17 protein-coding genes are annotated in these 18,055 nt (G+C 31.8%); 16 read left to right on the plus strand and 1 reads right to left on the minus strand.

Translation table 11 applies throughout. The features are described 5' to 3' along the window. The first annotated feature begins 19 nt into the window (after positions 1–19). The 16 genes from C9I86_RS16775 (at position 20) to tsgA (ending at position 17,169) form a co-directional block, all read left to right on the plus strand. On the plus strand, positions 20–475 hold the full coding sequence (locus C9I86_RS16775) for a GDP-mannose mannosyl hydrolase (RefSeq protein WP_107276996.1): 456 nt from the start codon (positions 20–22) through the stop codon (positions 473–475). Between the two features lie 15 nt (positions 476–490). Continuing rightward, positions 491–1,897, plus strand: coding sequence for a mannose-1-phosphate guanylyltransferase/mannose-6-phosphate isomerase (locus C9I86_RS16780; RefSeq protein ID WP_107276997.1), 1,407 nt, complete (start codon positions 491–493; stop codon positions 1,895–1,897). Further along, positions 1,897–3,315 (plus strand): phosphomannomutase, encoded by a 1,419-nt coding sequence (locus C9I86_RS16785; RefSeq protein ID WP_107276998.1) that lies wholly within the window; start codon positions 1,897–1,899, stop codon positions 3,313–3,315. The genes C9I86_RS16780 and C9I86_RS16785 overlap by 1 nt, the downstream gene beginning before the upstream one ends. 236 nt (positions 3,316–3,551) lie before the next feature. Continuing rightward, entirely contained in the window at positions 3,552–4,979 is a 1,428-nt protein-coding gene (locus tag C9I86_RS16790; RefSeq protein ID WP_107276999.1) for a lipopolysaccharide biosynthesis protein, read from the plus strand. Further along, entirely contained in the window at positions 4,966–5,811 is an 846-nt protein-coding gene (locus C9I86_RS16795) for an alpha-1,2-fucosyltransferase (protein WP_107277000.1), read from the plus strand. Before C9I86_RS16790 ends, C9I86_RS16795 begins: the two co-directional genes overlap by 14 nt. After that, a complete protein-coding gene (locus C9I86_RS16800) occupies positions 5,808–6,710 on the plus strand; it encodes a glycosyltransferase (protein WP_158258962.1) in 903 nt (300 codons plus the stop codon). Before C9I86_RS16795 ends, C9I86_RS16800 begins: the two co-directional genes overlap by 4 nt. Further along, positions 6,710–7,813, plus strand: a complete 1,104-nt coding sequence (locus C9I86_RS16805) for an EpsG family protein (RefSeq protein WP_107277002.1) — start codon at positions 6,710–6,712, stop codon at positions 7,811–7,813. The genes C9I86_RS16800 and C9I86_RS16805 overlap by 1 nt, the downstream gene beginning before the upstream one ends. Further along, on the plus strand, positions 7,814–8,983 hold the full coding sequence (locus tag C9I86_RS16810) for a glycosyltransferase (RefSeq protein ID WP_107277003.1): 1,170 nt from the start codon (positions 7,814–7,816) through the stop codon (positions 8,981–8,983). Next, positions 8,973–9,479, plus strand: a complete 507-nt coding sequence (locus C9I86_RS16815; RefSeq protein WP_107277004.1) for a hypothetical protein — start codon at positions 8,973–8,975, stop codon at positions 9,477–9,479. The genes C9I86_RS16810 and C9I86_RS16815 overlap by 11 nt, the downstream gene beginning before the upstream one ends. Continuing rightward, a complete protein-coding gene (locus tag C9I86_RS16820; RefSeq protein ID WP_107277005.1) occupies positions 9,469–10,323 on the plus strand; it encodes an ATP-grasp fold amidoligase family protein in 855 nt (284 codons plus the stop codon). Before C9I86_RS16815 ends, C9I86_RS16820 begins: the two co-directional genes overlap by 11 nt. Next, a complete protein-coding gene (locus tag C9I86_RS16825) occupies positions 10,320–11,486 on the plus strand; it encodes a nucleotide sugar dehydrogenase (protein WP_107277006.1) in 1,167 nt (388 codons plus the stop codon). Before C9I86_RS16820 ends, C9I86_RS16825 begins: the two co-directional genes overlap by 4 nt. 93 nt (positions 11,487–11,579) lie before the next feature. Next, the gene (locus C9I86_RS16830; RefSeq protein ID WP_107277007.1) at positions 11,580–12,344 is read left to right on the plus strand and encodes a glycosyltransferase family 2 protein; all 765 of its coding nucleotides are present in this window, start codon (positions 11,580–11,582) and stop codon (positions 12,342–12,344) included. Positions 12,345–12,362: 18 nt separating this feature from the next. Then, positions 12,363–13,334 carry a sugar transferase gene (locus C9I86_RS16835; protein WP_107277008.1) on the plus strand — a complete coding sequence of 324 codons (972 nt, stop codon included), beginning with the start codon at positions 12,363–12,365 and terminating at the stop codon, positions 13,332–13,334. Positions 13,335–13,667: 333 nt separating this feature from the next. Next, positions 13,668–14,630 carry a sugar transferase gene (locus tag C9I86_RS16840; protein ID WP_241956911.1) on the plus strand — a complete coding sequence of 321 codons (963 nt, stop codon included), beginning with the start codon at positions 13,668–13,670 and terminating at the stop codon, positions 14,628–14,630. Between the two features lie 589 nt (positions 14,631–15,219). After that, entirely contained in the window at positions 15,220–15,927 is a 708-nt protein-coding gene (gene deoD, locus C9I86_RS16845; protein ID WP_107277010.1) for a purine-nucleoside phosphorylase, read from the plus strand. Positions 15,928–16,002: 75 nt separating this feature from the next. Beyond that, positions 16,003–17,169 (plus strand): MFS transporter TsgA, encoded by a 1,167-nt coding sequence (gene tsgA / locus C9I86_RS16850; protein ID WP_107277011.1) that lies wholly within the window; start codon positions 16,003–16,005, stop codon positions 17,167–17,169. 52 nt (positions 17,170–17,221) lie between these two features. On the opposite strand, the gene C9I86_RS16855 is transcribed toward tsgA, so the two are convergent. Next, a complete protein-coding gene (locus tag C9I86_RS16855; RefSeq protein WP_080158014.1) occupies positions 17,222–17,902 on the minus strand; it encodes a Crp/Fnr family transcriptional regulator in 681 nt (226 codons plus the stop codon). Between the last annotated feature and the right edge of the window lie 153 nt (positions 17,903–18,055).

Below are 18,055 nucleotides of genomic sequence, written 5' to 3' on the forward strand. Positions count from 1 at the left end.
GAAAAGCTAGCTTTAATATATGTATTTATCTGATAGTAAATTTAAATCTGTAATAAGAAATACTCCGCTTATATCTATTGATTTAATTGTTGAGAACGAAAATAATCAAATATTATTAGGTATACGACTTAATAAGCCCGCGCAAGGTTTTTGGTTTGTGCCTGGTGGCCGTATTGTGAAAAATGAAACGATGGCGCAGGCATTCTCCCGATTAACTAAAGCTGAACTCGGTGTTGAGTTACAACTGTCTGATGCGACCCTAATAGGGCCTTTTGAACATTTTTATGACGATAATTTTTCTGGTGATGATTTTAGTACTCATTATGTGGTGCTTGGATATCGTATTAAGTTAGATATATTGCTTAGTCAATTACCAATAGAACAACATGGTCACTATCAATGGTTTGATATGGCAACTTTATTAAGTGTTGATGATGTTCATCATTACACTAAGCGCTATTTTATCACTCAATAAAAAGAAGAATGGATTATGCTTCTACCTATCATTATGGCTGGCGGTTCAGGTAGTCGCCTGTGGCCATTGTCTCGTACCTTATATCCTAAGCAATTTCTATCTATTATATCTAAAGCTACGATGCTTCAAGAAACAGTGGAGCGTCTTGATGATATCGAGCATCAAGATCCATTATTTATCTGTAATGAAGAACACCGCTTTATTGTTGCAGAGCAATTACGCTTAGGTGGACTTGATAATAGCGGCATTATCTTAGAACCTGTTGGTCGTAATACGGCACCTGCAATTGCATTAGCAGCTTTAAAAGCATTAGCTGATGGTGATGACCCATTATTATTAGTATTAGCAGCTGATCATGTTATTCAAAATACCGATGCATTCTTAGCATCGATTGAACATGCAATTGTTGAAGCAGAAAAAGGCAGTTTAGTTACTTTTGGTATCGTGCCTTTAAAACCTGAAATTGGATATGGTTATATTCGTCGTGGTATTCAGGTTTCGGAATATGCTTATAAAGTAAATGCCTTTGTTGAAAAGCCAGATTTAATGACAGCGCAAGAATATATTGAGACTAATGAATTTTATTGGAATAGCGGTATGTTTTTATTTAAAGCATCTCGTTATTTAGCTGAATTAGAAAAATACTCACCTGAAATATTACGTGTTTGCCAATCAGCATTTAGCAGTAATCGAATTGATTTGGATTTTATTCGCTTAGACGAAGTATTATTTTCTTCATGTCCTGATGATTCTATTGATTATGCAGTGATGGAAAAAACCCAAGATGCTGTTGTTGTTCCAATGGATGCGAATTGGAGTGACGTTGGTTCTTGGTCATCTCTTTGGGAAGTGAACCCAAAAGATGTTGACGGCAATGCTATTCGTGGTGATGTACTAACGCAAAATACAGTTAATAGTTACATTTATTCTCAAAATAAATTAGTTGCAACGGTTGGTGTTGAAGATCTTATTGTTGTTGAAACCAAAGATGCTGTACTCGTTGCCCATAAAGATAAAGTACAAGATGTAAAAGGTATTGTTGAGCAACTTAAAGCCGCTAATCGAGATGAATATTTACAGCATCGAGAAGTTTATCGTCCTTGGGGAACGCATGATGAAATTGCAGAAGGTGATCGCTTTCATGTTAAACACGTGATGGTAAAACCTGGTGAACGTACAGCTACTCAAATGCATTATCATCGCGCAGAACATTGGGTCGTAGTAAAGGGAACAGCAAAGGTCATTAATGGAGATAAAACATTTTTACTGAGTGAAAATGAATCAACTTATATTCCTATCGGTGCTCCTCATTCAATTGAAAATCCAGGTCAGATTCCATTAGAGATTATTGAAGTACGTTCTGGAGCTTATTTATCAGAAAACGATGTTGTTAGAATTGAAGAATATGGAGTGGGTTATTAATGACGTTGTTAAGTTATGAAATAATAAAAGAATCTGGTATTCAATTTGGAACCAGCGGTGCACGAGGTTTAGTTACACAGTTTTCTGCTGATGTGTGTGCTGCATTTACTCATGCCTTTGTTGAGAGTATGGTTAAAAACTTTACTTTTAAACAAGTTGCTATTGCTATTGATAACCGACCAAGTAGCCCTGAAATGGCACAAGCTTGTACAAAAGCATTACAAGAGTTAGGACTTGAGGTTATTTATTATGGTGTAGTGCCAACACCTGCCTTAGCTTATGTTTCAATGCAAGATAATATCCCTTGTATCATGGTAACAGGTAGCCATATTCCGTTTGATCGTAATGGACTTAAATTTTATCGCCCTGATGGGGAAATTAGTAAAGCAGATGAGCAAGCAATTTTAAATGCAACGGCTAGATTTGAAGCTGTTACTGATTTGCCTGAATTAGTTGTTAATGATAAAGCTGCTATTAAATATATAGAACGTTATACCTCGTTATTTGATAACGAAATGTTAGCAGATAAACGTATTGGTATTTATGAACATTCAAGTGCAGGACGTGATTTATACACGCCATTATTTGAAGCATTAGGTGCTGACGTTATTACCCTTGAGCGTAGTAATGAATTTGTTCCTATTGATACCGAGGCGGTATCAGTAGCGGATAAGAAAAAAGCGAAACGATGGTCAAAAGAATATAATTTAGACTTTATTTTCTCAACTGATGGTGATGGTGATCGTCCATTAGTGGCAGATGAACAAGGTAATTGGTTACGTGGTGATATATTAGGTTTACTTTGTGCTAATGCTATGAATATTGAGGCGTTAGCGGTGCCTGTTAGCTGTAATACGTCAATTGAAAGTTGTAATTTATTTAAGTATGTTAGCCGCACAAAAATTGGCTCGCCTTATGTGATTGCTGAATTTGAAAAATTAATAAAGTCCTACTCTTCAATTGCTGGGTTTGAAGCCAATGGTGGTTTTTTATTAGGCTCTGATATAAAAATTAATAATAAGGTAATTAAAGCCCTACCTACGCGCGATGCAGTTCTACCGGCATTGATGTTATTAGCGGCCGTAAAAGAATCATCTATCACTAAGTTAGTTAATTCCTTACCGCAACGATACACGTATAGTGATCGTATTCAAAATTTTGCAATAGAAAAAAGTTCAGTAATATTAAGTGAAGTGAAAGAACATCCTATTACGTTTTTAGTTAAAATTGGTTTTGAAAATTTAAAAGTTGAATCTGTTAATTTAACGGATGGATTAAGAATAACGTTATCAAATGATGATGTTATTCACTTACGCCCATCAGGAAATGCCCCTGAGCTTAGGTTTTATGTCGAATCGAATCGGGAAGAACGATCAAAAAATATTAGCGAAATGATATTCAGAAGTTTTTGCTTATAAATAATGAAGCATACAACGAATTAGCGTATCCTAATAAAATTAGTTACAAAATTAAAATAATATTAATGATAGATGTTTGTGTTTTTCATGGGTTAAATTGGTAGCATTAATTTAATCAACTATGATTTTACTATTATAGTTGGTTGTGGTTATTCAGTGATTACTTCAAACGTCATTTATTATATTGATTGTTAGATTTTATATTAAATGAATAACGAGTTTAAATACTTAAAGAAATGACTAAAAATAGAGTTGTAGAAATAATATTAGGTAAATTACTCCAAATAGTAATAATGCTAATATCAATAAGGTGTTTAACGACATATCTAAATGATGAAAATGTGGGTGGTTATTATTTATACAATACTATTTTTACTTTTTGGTCATTGTTTTGTTTGAACCCTTTAGCGCAATATTATAATTGCAATATAAATAAATGGAAAGATGATGGTACAGTAGTAAATAAATTATATATATATATATTAGCTACGGTAATAGTTTCTTTTATCGCATTAATAGTGTTATATTTTTTAAATGATTTTAATTTATATAATAGTACGACTGAAATGATAATAATTGTATGTCTTTCTATAATGTTTGTTAATTCAAACCAAAATATCATTTTCTTATCTAATATATTAAATAATAATCGTTTTTTTGTTGTGTCATTAGTTTTTACAAGTTTAATATCATTATTTTTATCATTGTTATTTTTGTATTTATTTGGGCCGAGTTATATCAATTGGGTGTTAGGTATTACTATTGGAAATGGATTGTCCTTATTTTATGCTATATATTTCTTTAAACGGAAATATAGATATAACAAAAAAAGTTATAGAATAAAATATTCAAATTTTAAAATAATATTTAAATTTTGTATTCCAATTAGTTTAGCTACATTTTTTATGTGGGGGTTAAACTCCGGTTATCGAATATATGTTGATAAATATATAGGGATTGATTATTTAGCATATTTAGCGGTGGGTTTTGGTGTTTCATTGCAAATTATGTCAGTATTAGAATCATTAACGACTCAATATTTTCAACCTGAATTCTATAATGGTATTAAATCAGAAAAGATAAGTGATAGAGTTAAAAATATAGAAGGGTATATTGATAATGTTTTGGGGGTTTATTTACCTGTAGTGTTATTTATTTTTTGTTATATTAAATATATTTTCCCACTACTAATATCAGCTAATTTTTCATCATCTTTAAATGTCGTATATGTTGCAATAATAATTGATTTTTTTAGAGTTATTACAAATGCAGTTTCCCTTATTGCTCAGTCAGAAAATAAAACAAAGTTATTATCTATTCCTTATATATCAGGTTTGACTTTTTTTATTATTAGTATTGTTTTTTTGTCTTTTATTGCAATTGGCCATGTTGGAATTGTATTTCCTTTTGTTCTGTTAATTTCATTTTTAATTGTTTTTATTGTGATGTTTTTTATAATGAAAAATGTAACTTCTTTTAGAATAAATTATAAATTACTCTTTAAGAAAGTGATTATTATAATTCCTGCATCATTACCTGTTCTTTTATTTGATTATACTTATGGTGTTTCAATCGAGAATATCTTTGTATTATTTAGTGGTAGTTTGATTTTTTTATTATGTATTTGGATTGGTTATTCTAGAGGATTTTATGCTAAAAATTGAAATTATAGGTGGTTTGGGTAATCAATTATTTCAATATGCAACTGCATTATCAATTGCAAAAAGAAATAATACTCAACTTGTTGTTGATGTTAGTGTTATGGATAATTATGATGTTCATCCCCTGAGACTAAATAAATTAAAGTGCACCTCAAAATTTATAAATATAAATCATTATATAAAAAACACGATTTATAATAAAAAAATGGCAATGATTAATCCTTTGGTTTATAAAGAAAGAAAATTAACATTTGACTCTAATATTTTTAGTGTTAATAAATATTCCTATTTATACGGTTATTTTCAATCTGAAAAATATTTCATTGATATAAGAGATGTTTTATTAGATGAGTTTGACTTAATGGATGAATCTAAAGAAAAAAATAAAGATTTAATAGATATGATTACAAGGAAAAATAGTATATCTCTTCATATAAGAAGAGGTGATTATTTATCAAATGAAGCAGCAAATAAAACACATGGTATATGTGACCAAACCTATTATGAAAAGGCAATAAAAGTATTAGAAAAAAAAGGAAGAGTTGATGATAATACAATTTTTTATGTTTTTTCTGATGATATAGATTGGTGTAAAGAGAATATAAATTTTGGATTAAATACTAAATATATTGAAGGGTCATCCTTAGAACCAGAAGTTGATATGTATTTAATGTCATTATGTGAAAATAACATTATAGCTAATAGTACTTTTAGTTGGTGGGCTGCTTGGCTAAATAGAAATAAGACTAAAATAGTGATTGCCCCTGAAAAATGGTTTGTTAATGAGAATATGGATGACTCAACATTAATTCCTAATTCATGGATACGGTTATGAATAAATTAGTTTCTGTTATTGTTCCTGTTTATAATGGTGAAAAACATGTCGAATTGGCTTTACTATCTATAATTAACCAAACATATAAAAATTTAGAAATAATTGTTGTTAATGATGGATCAACGGATAATACAAGTTTAATTATTAATAGGATTTCGGCCGAAGATAAAAGAGTAAAAATTTTTAATAGAAATAATTGTGGTTTAATTGATACATTAAATTTTGGGCTGGAAAATTGTAGTGGAGATTATATTGCGAGAATGGATTCTGATGATATTAGTTATCCGACAAGAATCCAAAAACAGTTAGAATTCTTGGAAAAAAATAATAATGTTGTTATTTGTGGAACTCAGTTCGAAATGTTTGGTGTTAATGTTGGTATTAGTAATTTACCGATATCAAATGAAATGTGTAAATTACAGTTAAATTTCTCAACACCATTTTGTCACCCAACTACAATGTTTAGAAAAACAAGACTAAAATATAATAAATATTATATTCATTCTGAAGATTATAAATTTTGGGTAGATTTGAGTAAGTACGGTGATTTTGCTAATTTAAATGAGGTGTTACTAAAATATAGAACACATGAAAAACAAGTATCTAAAAAATATAATACTATTCAGATAACTAATCAAGTCAAAATTAGTAATGAAAAAATAGGATCTGAAAATGGAAAATATAAAGATGAAATTAAAAAAATTCTAAAGATTAAATATAGTCCAGAAGAAGCAAATATTCTTAATAAGAATATTTGTTATTTAATACCATTTGTTAGTGTTTCTTTACTTTTCCCATATTTTACATTTGCTAAAAATAATAACATTAAGATTAATGAAAAGAAAATATTAATATTAATTCTTAGATGTATTAAATGGCTTAGGTTGAAAGTTATATAATGTTTTTTTTTATAATAGTATTATTATATGTATACTCTCCTTTAGTGTCAGTTTTCGGCTGTATTGTATATTCTATATATAATGGAAATTCTTCAAGTAAAATAGTTATTATATCATATGGTTTTATATTATCTTTATCTTTAGCTACATTATATTCAGGTAAGTTATTAACAACTGCAGGATCTAGCGATTTTCTAATTTACTTCCAATATTATAAATTAATTATAGATGGAGCTTTGTTTTCTGATTTTAGATTTGAATATGGTTATTTTGTTTTAAATAATATATTGTCATTTTTTGATTTAAATGAAATTGAGTTCTCTATTGTAATGAATTTCATTACAATTTTCTTAAACTATGTTGCTGTTTATTTTGTTATTATCAAACAATATAAATGTAAAAATATACTCCTAATACTTATACTATCTTGTTTTTTGTTTAAAATAGGATCATTAACTTTGCTTTGGCGTCAGTCAATAGCATGTGCTTTTATCATATTTGCTTTATTTTCTAAGGGTAAGTTTAATCAGGCTATTTTCTTTATTATAGCAATTTCTTTTCATACAAGTAGTATTGTTATATTTCCAATAGTTTATTTTATTATTAACTATCGATTAAAAAAAATATATTTTTTAATCGTAATCTTTATTGGAGTTACATGGCAGCTTTTTCTTGGTGATATCGTTTTTAGTATGCTACCTTCGGTATTGGCAAATAAATTGAACATATCATTGAGAACTGGTTCATTATTATATTTTATGGACGGAGTTAAAACGGTAATATATTTTATTCCTATTTTAGTTGTCTGTTTTATAAATGGAAATAGGTCCAAAGAATTTAATATATTATTGTTTACTGTTATTTTTATTTTATTTTCAGCTACCATAACACATGCGTTTAGGATTATATTTCCATTAAGTGTTGTTCTTTCTGCTATGTATGCTTCAATTTTATTAGTTAGGGATAATAATAAAAATTTCATTGCATTATTTATTATTATAATGCTTGCAGGTTTTGCTAGATTTTTTGTATCAAATATTGATTTGCAATTTGATTATGTCGGAATAGTCCCTTTTTATTTTTTAACGGGAAAGGTCATATAAATGATATTAGGACTTTATTGTAATTGGGGGGTGATCCCTGCAGATGATGGTTTCTATATAGAAGCTATTCATGCTAAATATTTATATGCATTTAAATCAAATAAATCTATCGGTCGTGTTGTTTTATTATCAAATACTAAGTTTTCAAAAGTAAATGATTCCCATGTTTTTATTCCATTTAGTGATGTTGAATTAATTAAGTTACCATCTTTTAATTCTTATATTAAAGCTATGAAAAATATAGGTGCAATAAAAAATGGTATAAAGGATTTATGTAACAAAGCTGATTATATATATATTCGAACACCAGAGCCTTTTTCTTGGATGTTTAATTTATATAAAAACAAATCGAAATTGAATTATCATTTTACGTCAAATCCAATAGAAGTAATAAAAAGTGGTTTTAGGAATGCAAAGGTAAAGACAATTGCTAAATTATTCCTATTTTATCCTGAATATTATATTATATGTCTTTCTGCAAGATTAAATCAATGTAGTGCTAATGGTGACTCTGTAATAAATGATTTACCTTTGTTTTTAAAAAATAAAGTAAATGTATTAATTGAAAGTAGTTTAACTAAACAAGAAATAGATATAAAAGAAAAAGGAAAAGAAAAAAATTATAATGATTTTAGTTTTTTATGTGTATCTAGGCTTCAAGAAGGTAAGGGGTTAGAAAATTTAATTTTAGCATTTAAAAACATTGTTAAGCTTCATAGTTATGCTGTATTAACTATTGTTGGTTCTGGTGCATTATATTCAAAATTAAATGAAATGATATTGTTTCACAAACTTGAAAATAATATAAGAATGCTTGGCTTTATTAAAAATGGACCTGATTTAGATCAAGTTTACAAAGATCATAATTATTTTATTAATCCGTCTCTATCCGAAACTGGTCCTCGAGTTATATTAGAGGCAATGTATCATAATTTATTTTGTATATCTACAGATGTTGGTTATGTTCGTCGAGTAATGACGGATAAAAATAACAATTTAGTCGGTAATATATCAGCTTCTAAAGATAGTAAAGGATTATATGATTCAATCCTTTTTTGTTTGAATTCTTCTTCCCCTGAATTTATTGGTAGTCGAGCTACTAAAGGGAATGAAAATAGTATCAGATTTACTTTAGATAAGTTTGTTGATGAGGTAATTAATGAAGCATAAATTTTTATTATTATATTCATGGTTAATTAGAACCGTTATGTATTTTTTTCCTGATATACCAATGATAATGAGGTTTAGAGGCTGGTGTTATTCATTTGGAATGAAAAGCTCAGGTAATAATTTTCAGGTAGCTAGTAACGCTTTAATTAAAGGGTTAGAAAATATTGAAGTTGGTACTGATTGTATTATAGCTTCAAATGTTATTGTAGATGCATCAACTTCCCTTATAATATCTGATGAGGTTATGGTTGGTTACTCTGCTATTATTATTACTGGTAATCATACTCTTTATAGAGGTTCTTATCGATATGGAAAGCCAAACAGAGAAAGTATTCATATAGGTAAAGGATCCTGGATTGGGGGGCATTCTCTTATTCTCGCTGGATCTATTATACCTCCTTCATCATGTATTGCTGGAAATACAGTAATGAATAAAAAATTATCAAAATCTGGTATTTATTATAGACATTCAGAGTTAAAAATAAATGAAAAGTAAATTAATTAAAATATTTTGTCTTTTTCCTTTGAAATTAAGAATAAAAATATATTATTTTATCAAGCATAAAAGTATTGTTTCTTTTGATAACGAAATAAAATATTCTGAAAAAATACAAAAAAGGAAGTTAAATATACTTCCTATTTACACTAGACTTTCTGATAAATTTTTGGTGAGAGAGTTTATTGAAAATAAAATTGGTAGTAAATACCTTATTCCTTTAATCTCAGTTAATAAGACTATTGATGATGTAGACTTTTCCGTATTGCCTAATAAGTTTGTTATAAAGACTAACTTTGGTAGTGGTAATAACCATATTGAAATTGTAAAGAATAAAAATAATATCGATTATGAATACATTAAAGATAAATTTAGAAAAGCTTATATGGAATCATATATTGGTTCTATTCTTGGGGAGACTCAATACGATGAAATACCTAAAAAAATTATTATTGAAGAGTTTATAGATAATAAAGATGGAGATATTGAAGATTTTAAATTTCATATATTTAATTCTTCAGATGGTTTTTTACAAGTAGATTTTGATAGGTTTTCTGATCATAAAAGAAACCTATATGATTTAGACTGGAATCGTCTTAATTATGACTTGTTATATACTGGTGGACAATATAACTTACCTAAAGTTGAAGAACTCAATAAATTAAAAGAAATTGCATTTGGTTTATCTGAAGGTTTTGATTATGTCCGTGTGGATTTATATTTAGTTGATGGTAAAGTTCTATTTGGAGAAATGACCTTTACACCAGGAAGTGGTTTTGAGCCTTTTTCTGATATTAAAGCTGATTATAAATATGGTAATATTTGGCTTGAGTCTAAAAAATGAAAATTACGATCGCAGGTACAGGCTATGTCGGTCTGTCTAATGCTATGCTGCTTGCTCAGCATAATGAAATTGTTGCTGTTGATATTATTGAAGAAAAAATTAATTTATTAAATGATAAAATATCGCCAATAGTCGATAAGGAAATTGAAGATTTTCTACAAAATAAGCCATTAAATTTTCATGCAACATTGAATAAGCAATTAGCTTATGAAAATGCTGATTTTGTTATTATTGCAACCCCGACTGATTATGATATTAAAACCAATTATTTTAATACTTCATCTGTTGAAGCGGTAATTAAAGATGTATTAGCAATTAATCCACAAGCGGTCATGGTGATTAAATCAACCGTTCCTGTTGGTTATACCGAGCAAGTTAAGCAACAGTTTGGTTGTGATAACATTATGTTCTCACCTGAGTTTTTACGAGAAGGACGGGCATTATACGATAATCTTTATCCGTCACGTATTATTGTTGGTGAGCAAAGTGAACGTGCACATACTTTTGCTAATTTATTAGTTGAAGGTGCATTAAAAGATAATATTGAAGTATTATTTACCGATGCTACTGAAGCTGAAGCGGTTAAGTTATTTTCTAATACTTATTTAGCAATGCGTGTCGCTTATTTTAATGAGTTAGATAGCTATGCTGAAATTCATAAGTTAAATGCCCGTCAAATTATCGAAGGGGTAGGGTTAGATCCTCGTATTGGTAATCACTATAATAATCCATCGTTTGGTTATGGTGGTTATTGTTTACCGAAAGATACTAAGCAATTACGTGCTAATTATAATGATGTGCCAAATAGTATTATTGGTGCAATTGTTGATGCTAACACGACTCGTAAAGATTTTATTGCTGATTCAATTTTACGCCGTAAACCACAACGTGTGGGTATTTATCGTTTAATCATGAAATCTGGTTCGGATAATTTCCGCGCCTCAAGTATTCAAGGCATTATGAAGCGAATAAAAGCCAAAGGTATTGAAGTTGTTGTTTATGAACCAGTACTTGAAGAAAAAGAGTTTTTTAATTCATTGGTAATAAATGATTTAGCCGAATTTAAACAAAGCTGTGATGTGATTGTCTCTAATCGTATGGCTGATGAATTAGCGGATATTGTTGATAAAGTATATACCCGTGATTTATTTGGTGCTGATTAATAAACAATACTGACTAGTTATTTTCTTTCTTTCATTCATGGATAGTGAGCCTGTAATATTAAGGTTAATAGCTGCCATTTATTGGACACTCTAATGGCTATAAATAAAACGCCTCCTTTAGTTTCAATTATTACTCCTTCATATAATTGTATTGCAACAATAGAAAAAACAATTAATTCAGTTATTTCTCAAACTATGACGGATTGGGAAATGCTTATTGTTGATGATTGTTCTACTGATCATTCTCGTGAATTAATTAAAAGTATTGTTGCCGTAGACTCTCGAGTTAAATTAATTGAAAGAACGTGGAATGCGGGACCTGCGATTGCTCGAAATATTGCAATAGAGCATGCTCAAGGCCGTTATATTGCTTTTCTTGATGCTGATGATCAATGGCATCCAACTAAGCTTGAAAAACAATTAAATTTTATGAGTGAGAAAGATATTGCCTTATCTTATACTGCTTATAATTGTTTAGATAGTGATGGTAATCATTTACGTGTTTATAAACCCATATTAAAAGTAACTTATACTGATATGCTTAAAAGTAATCGTATTGGTTGTTTAACGGCAATATATGATACTGATAAAATTGGCAAAGTTTATATGCCTAATATATCAAAACGCCAAGATTTAGGTTTATGGCTTAGAATATTAAAACAAGTAGATTATGCGTTAGGTATGGATGAAGTGCTAGCTGATTATCTAGCTGTACAAACAAATAGCGTATCTTCGAATAAAACAGATGCAGCTAAATATCAATGGCGATTATATAGAGAAATTGAAAAACTTAATTTAAAACAAAGTACATTTTATTTTCTTAATTATGCTTATTTAGGCTTAAAAAAATCATCATAACAAAGCAAAGGACAACTCATGTCTGACATAACCTCTTCTACTCAAGATTCTGAAGTTATTGCATCGACTTCAGAAACTCAGACTGTCGTAACAACAACCGCTGCTATTTATGTTTATTGTCCTAAAGATCAAATAAGCACAATTACAGTGGTGCTAAACAAGAATAATATAAATTATGCATTAAATGATTATAGTCTGGTTGATTTTAAAAATAAGGTTATTTGCCATTATCGTTCTGCTGAATTTAATGAGCAAGAAAATGCCTTTTTAATTAAAGCCACTGAATCTGGTGCGTGGATTGAACCGTTAGTGTCTTATTTAGATCGTTGTTTAGGCTTTACTGAAACTGAATTGCTTCATCCTCATTACTTTTTACATCAAAAATCTTTTTCCATATTGTCTAACAAAAAAAATCGAGTAGTTAAGCGCGTACTTGATATTTTTTGCGTCATATTATTGGCCAAAATTGCGATTCCTGTAGGATTAATTACAGCAGTATTAATTAAACTTGAATCGCCAGGGCCTATATTTTTCCGTCAAAAACGGGTCGGACAATATAATCAAGAGTTTGAAGTGATTAAGTTTCGATCTATGCGTAATGATGCTGAAAAAAATGGTGCTCAATGGGCATCTAAAAATGATGCACGAGTGACCCGTGTCGGTAAGTTTATTCGTAAAACCCGTATTGATGAGCTGCCACAATTGATTAATATTTTAAAAGGTGAGATGTCATTAGTTGGTCCTCGCCCAGAACGAGAAGTGTTTATTAAGGATTTAGAAACTCAAATTCCTTATTATCGTTTCCGTCATGCGATTAAGCCGGGTGTAACTGGGCTTGCTCAAGTTAAATATGCTTACGGTGCGTCAGTTGAAGATGCTATCTGGAAGCACAAGTATGATATTCATTATATTAAACACCAAAGCTTGCGTATGGATTTAAAAATTATTCTACGTACCGTAAAAACTGTGTTGTTTGGTATGGGACAGTAAGAGCCAGATTTGTAAGGATGAGGAAGAGCTGGGACTAGGAAAGAGCTAAAGTTTCAACGATTTTGTTATCTCTTTTTTTAAGTGTCGGCAGTTACACAAAATTTGAGACAGCTTCCTCGTCACTTGTTCTTCTTCTATTAAAACCTCTTTTTGACCCAAATTTAAAAAAATATTCGTTACATGGTTGGTTACCTTCATAAAAATTATCTTAATACGCATATTCATATAGCACGCAAATACTTATATGCATATTGTTGCTCAAGTGTTAATTTTTATTTGATGTCAATATTGTCAGTATAAAAGACATCACCTTAACTGGATTCTGTAATGAATATGATCACGGTCACTCCTTCGGACGAGGCTATCACTCCTGTTTTATCTGATCAAAAAATAGCAAAAACATCAGCATTGGTTTATGTCTATTGTCCGCTTGATCAGGTTGATACTATTTTAACGGTATTAGAGCGCAACCATATTAATTATGTGTTAAATGATTATTCGGTTACTGATTTTAAGCGTAAATTAATTTGTCATTACCGTTCGGCTGAATTTGATAGTGAAGAAAATGCCTTTTTAATCGCCGCTACAGAATCAGGGGCTTGGGTTGAACCTATTGTCTCCTATCTCGATCGCCGCTTAGGGTTTACTGAAACAGAGCTACTGCACCCACATTATTTTTTACATCAAAAATCATTTTCGTTATTGTCGAGTGGACCTCGACGAGCCATAAAACGCGGACTCGATTTGTTTTGTGTTGCATTGTTAGCCTTGATTGCCATTCCTGTTGGGCTTATTACTGCTGTTTTTATTAAATTAGAGTCACCTGGGCCGGTGTTTTTTAAACAACGTCGTACGGGCCAATATAATAAAGAATTTGAAGTGATTAAGTTTCGTTCGATGCGTAATGATGCTGAAAAAGATGGTGCGCAATGGGCATCTAAAAATGATGCGCGTGTTACTCGTGTTGGTAAGTTTATTCGTAAAACCCGTATTGATGAATTGCCACAGTTAATCAATATTGTAAAAGATGAGATGTCGTTGATTGGTCCTCGTCCTGAACGTGAAGTCTTTATTGAAGGCCTTGAACAAACTATTCCATATTATCGTTTTCGACATGCAATTAAGCCGGGTGTGACAGGATTAGCGCAAGTAAAGTATGCCTATGGTGCTTCGGTTGAAGATGCCGTGTGGAAGCATAAGTATGATATCTATTATATTAAGCATCAAAGTCTGATGTTAGATATAAAAGTGCTGTTACTAACAGTGAAGACGGTTTTATTTGGTATGGGTCAGTAAATTGCCCTGCAGAATAATTGATGTTATTGATATGCTGCTTTATTAGATTTAACGCCACAAGGTAATAAAACTAACGTTGAGTAATCATCATTAGATTCCCTATCTCGCTCGTAACCTCACTGTAGGGAATGACGGGGTGGTTGTGGTACTCACTGTAGAGAATTACGGTGGTTAGTTCGTGTATTCACAGCCAAGAATCACGAAGATGAATGTTAAATAAAAGCCCGTATTGAACCTTTTGTATAAATGGTTCAATACGGGCTTTTTTCGTTTTTAGCGTTTTATTTTTTTATTCTGTATTTTTTACGGATTAATTATTTATGCGATGTTGAATGGCATTTATCGCTTTGCGTGTTGGTTCGGTGAGTTGTTATGATTCGAGCTCATAATTAGCGCTTATCCTATTGTTTTATTTTAATTTTTATCACTATTTCTAAGTTGAAAAGTTATTGTAAATATGCCCAAAAGTTCAATTTAAATAAGAATAATAAAATTGAGATATCAAACCGAAAAAGCGGACTTTAGTCCTGAAATATTGAGTGGGTGTTTGTTTACTATGAGCGCAGACAAACACTTGAAGGTTTATATCATGACTGCACATATTAATGCTCAACCGGGTGACTTTTCTGAAACTGTGATCATGCCAGGTGATCCATTGCGGGCGAAGTTTATTGCTGAAACCTATTTAACGGACGCAGTGTTAGTCACTGATGTTCGTAATATGTTGGGCTATACCGGTTATTACAAAGGTCAGCGAGTATCGGTGATGGGACACGGTATGGGTATTCCCTCAATGGTGCTTTATGGTCACGAACTGATTCATGACTTTGGGGTGAAGCGCGTTATTCGTATTGGCAGCATTGGTGCCACTCAAAAAGATGTTCATATGCGCGATATTATTTTAGCGCAAGCAGCAGGTACGGATTCTCCAACTAATGCTAAACGTAGCAGTGGTTATCAAATGGCAACGTCAGCCAGTTTTGGTTTATTACACAATGCCTATATGACAGCGCAACAGAAAAACATTGATGTAAAGGTCGGTAACATTTTCACCGGTGATATGTATTACGATCCTGATCAAGATTTGATTCCAGCGTTAGAACGTTTTGGAGTATTAGGGATTGATATGGAAGTGGCGGGATTATATGGCCTTGGTCATCAGTTTAATATCGAAACCCTCGCTATTTTAACTGTGTCTGATCACTGTTTAACCGGTGAAGAAACTACCGCTGAAGAACGTCAATTGTCTTTCAATAATATGATTGAATTGGCATTGGAAACCGCATTACAGCCTTAATCATTCCGCAATGGGCTCTTTTTTGAATGACATTAAAGAGCCGTTGCTTCGCCGCTGACTCATGGAGTGGAATCAATGAAGAATAAAATCACCCTTACCGCCCTTAGTTTCCTTGCCAATTTTATTATGGCAGGTTTTGCCACTCAATTTGGAATGCTAATTGAACCTATCGCCACCAAGTTTGCAGCCAATGTAAACGAAGTTGCGTCGATATTTTCATTACTCAATGGTGGCGCACTAGCAGGTACGATTGCTGCGTTTTTCCTGATTGAAAAAATCGGTATTAAACGTATGACAATGGGCTGTTATTCATTGATTGCCATTGCGGCGGTTATTTTGCATCTGACCACCAGTTTAACGGTGGTGATGATGGCGATGACTGCGATTGGTTTTTGTGGCGGTGTCGGTTTATGTATCGCGGGTACCATTGTGGTATCGGTGTGGAAAGATAAAATTCAAAGCACAATGTTAGTGGTGCAAGATGCTACGTTTAACATTGCTGGGGTTATCTTCCCTTTGATCACCACTTATGCCTTAACGCAAGGTCTATCATGGAGCTACAGTTACTTAGCTGTTGGTATGGTCGCAATTGCAACTGCGATTATTGCAGTATTCACTAACTTTAAAGCTTGTGAAGCTTCAGGGATCAATGGCGAGAAAGAACAGTCTGAATGGAATTTCGGTATTGTTAGTGGTGGTATTGGTTTATTCCTTGGCATGCTTGCGCTTTATACCTTCTTAACTTGGGCGCCTATCTTTGTTAAAGATAAGTTTGCGATTCCATTTGAAGACGCAGGTAGCATTATCACTCAATACTGGTCTGCTGCGTTAGTGGGCGCATTGGTGTCGACGGTGATTGTATCGCGCATGAAAATTCAACATTTCTTATTGGTGGTGATTTCATTGGCGATGGTGATCACGGCGGTTATCGTGACCACAGATAAGATGTCATGGTTATCTTACTTAACCTATGGCTACGGTTTTGTGTGTGCTGCGCTTTATAATGCTTTTATTGCTTATGGGGTGTCGTTTGTTCGCAATGCCAGCAGTAAGAATGTGTCATATATTTTAGTCAGTGGTAGTGCTGGTGCTATGTTTAGTCCTGCAATCAGTTCTGTATTTGAGCGTGTGGTCGGTCTTCAAACGGTGATGTATGCCATTCCGGTTATTTACGCGATTATTTTGGTAATGCTATTGCTATGCCAGCGTTACCAAGTGCGCCAAGCGATGTTATGCCGTTAATCTAATGCAACCAAAAGTATGATTATCAAATGAAGAGTAAGGACCTATGTGCTTACTCTTCTGCGTCTAAATAGGCTTTGAGCTTATCCATATTCACAACCACTAATTTTTTCTTTTCTTTATTGATTAAGCCTAATGTGATCAATTGTTGTACTGAACGACGATAAACTCTATCAGAGGTACCAAAGCGTTCTGCTTCTAAATAGCCTTTGGTAAAGCCATCAATGGGCAGATCATTTAAGTGCTGGTGATAAAGATCGTAGGCAATATTATAAGCAATAGGGTAGAGCAAACGCCGCGTTAGAATTTCAACTGTATCTTGATAATCAATAGCTATAGCACTGGCAAAGAATAACGCTAGTTGTGGATTTTGATTCAGTGCCTGTTGCAGCTTATCGCGGTTAATGATCCACACTTCGAGTGCTTCAGATGCAATGATATCCATCTGACATCGGTAATTAGAAAAAAACTCCATTTCTCCAAAAATCTGGTGATCGCAATAAATTGTCCCCAGCTGAAAGGTACGCCCACTACGGGTACTATATTTTAATGCTATACGGCCTTGTTTAACTAAGATCAGTGCACCGAGTGGCTGTCCTTGTTGCATGACTAACTGCCCTTCATCGATAAACCTCTTCTCGCTAATACAATCTAAGACTATTTTTTCTATCTTGGTATATTCATCAACCCAAGATTGCTGATAACGACCTTTTTGTAATGGTTTAAGTTGCATATCAAATACCTATTATTTATTCCTATGAATGATACTGCATTGATTTGGTTTGGGATAGAGTAAGGGGAGAGGAAGAGCTGAGGTTTCGATATGGAAAATGTTTTTAGATACTATTCTGTTCTTCTTCATCCCTAAAAACCTCGCCTCTCGACA

The sequence above is a fragment of the Photobacterium sp. NCIMB 13483 genome (assembly GCF_003025475.1).
In the GTDB taxonomy this organism is placed as follows: Bacteria; Pseudomonadota; Gammaproteobacteria; order Enterobacterales; family Vibrionaceae; genus Photobacterium; species Photobacterium piscicola.

Coding starts and splice junctions, on each gene's coding strand:
- C9I86_RS16840 (WP_241956911.1), top strand. CDS start 13,668: ATGATCACGGTCACTCCTTCGGACGAGGCTATCACTCCTGTTTTATCT.
- C9I86_RS16775 (WP_107276996.1), top strand. CDS start 20: ATGTATTTATCTGATAGTAAATTTAAATCTGTAATAAGAAATACTCCG.
- C9I86_RS16785 (WP_107276998.1), top strand. CDS start 1,897: ATGACGTTGTTAAGTTATGAAATAATAAAAGAATCTGGTATTCAATTT.
- C9I86_RS16825 (WP_107277006.1), top strand. CDS start 10,320: ATGAAAATTACGATCGCAGGTACAGGCTATGTCGGTCTGTCTAATGCT.
- tsgA (WP_107277011.1), top strand. CDS start 16,003: ATGAAGAATAAAATCACCCTTACCGCCCTTAGTTTCCTTGCCAATTTT.
- C9I86_RS16795 (WP_107277000.1), top strand. CDS start 4,966: ATGCTAAAAATTGAAATTATAGGTGGTTTGGGTAATCAATTATTTCAA.
- C9I86_RS16835 (WP_107277008.1), top strand. CDS start 12,363: ATGTCTGACATAACCTCTTCTACTCAAGATTCTGAAGTTATTGCATCG.
- C9I86_RS16815 (WP_107277004.1), top strand. CDS start 8,973: ATGAAGCATAAATTTTTATTATTATATTCATGGTTAATTAGAACCGTT.
- deoD (WP_107277010.1), top strand. CDS start 15,220: ATGACTGCACATATTAATGCTCAACCGGGTGACTTTTCTGAAACTGTG.
- C9I86_RS16800 (WP_158258962.1), top strand. CDS start 5,808: ATGAATAAATTAGTTTCTGTTATTGTTCCTGTTTATAATGGTGAAAAA.
- C9I86_RS16855 (WP_080158014.1), bottom strand. CDS start 17,902: ATGCAACTTAAACCATTACAAAAAGGTCGTTATCAGCAATCTTGGGTT.
- C9I86_RS16820 (WP_107277005.1), top strand. CDS start 9,469: ATGAAAAGTAAATTAATTAAAATATTTTGTCTTTTTCCTTTGAAATTA.
- C9I86_RS16780 (WP_107276997.1), top strand. CDS start 491: ATGCTTCTACCTATCATTATGGCTGGCGGTTCAGGTAGTCGCCTGTGG.
- C9I86_RS16810 (WP_107277003.1), top strand. CDS start 7,814: ATGATATTAGGACTTTATTGTAATTGGGGGGTGATCCCTGCAGATGAT.
- C9I86_RS16830 (WP_107277007.1), top strand. CDS start 11,580: ATGGCTATAAATAAAACGCCTCCTTTAGTTTCAATTATTACTCCTTCA.
- C9I86_RS16805 (WP_107277002.1), top strand. CDS start 6,710: ATGTTTTTTTTTATAATAGTATTATTATATGTATACTCTCCTTTAGTG.
- C9I86_RS16790 (WP_107276999.1), top strand. CDS start 3,552: ATGACTAAAAATAGAGTTGTAGAAATAATATTAGGTAAATTACTCCAA.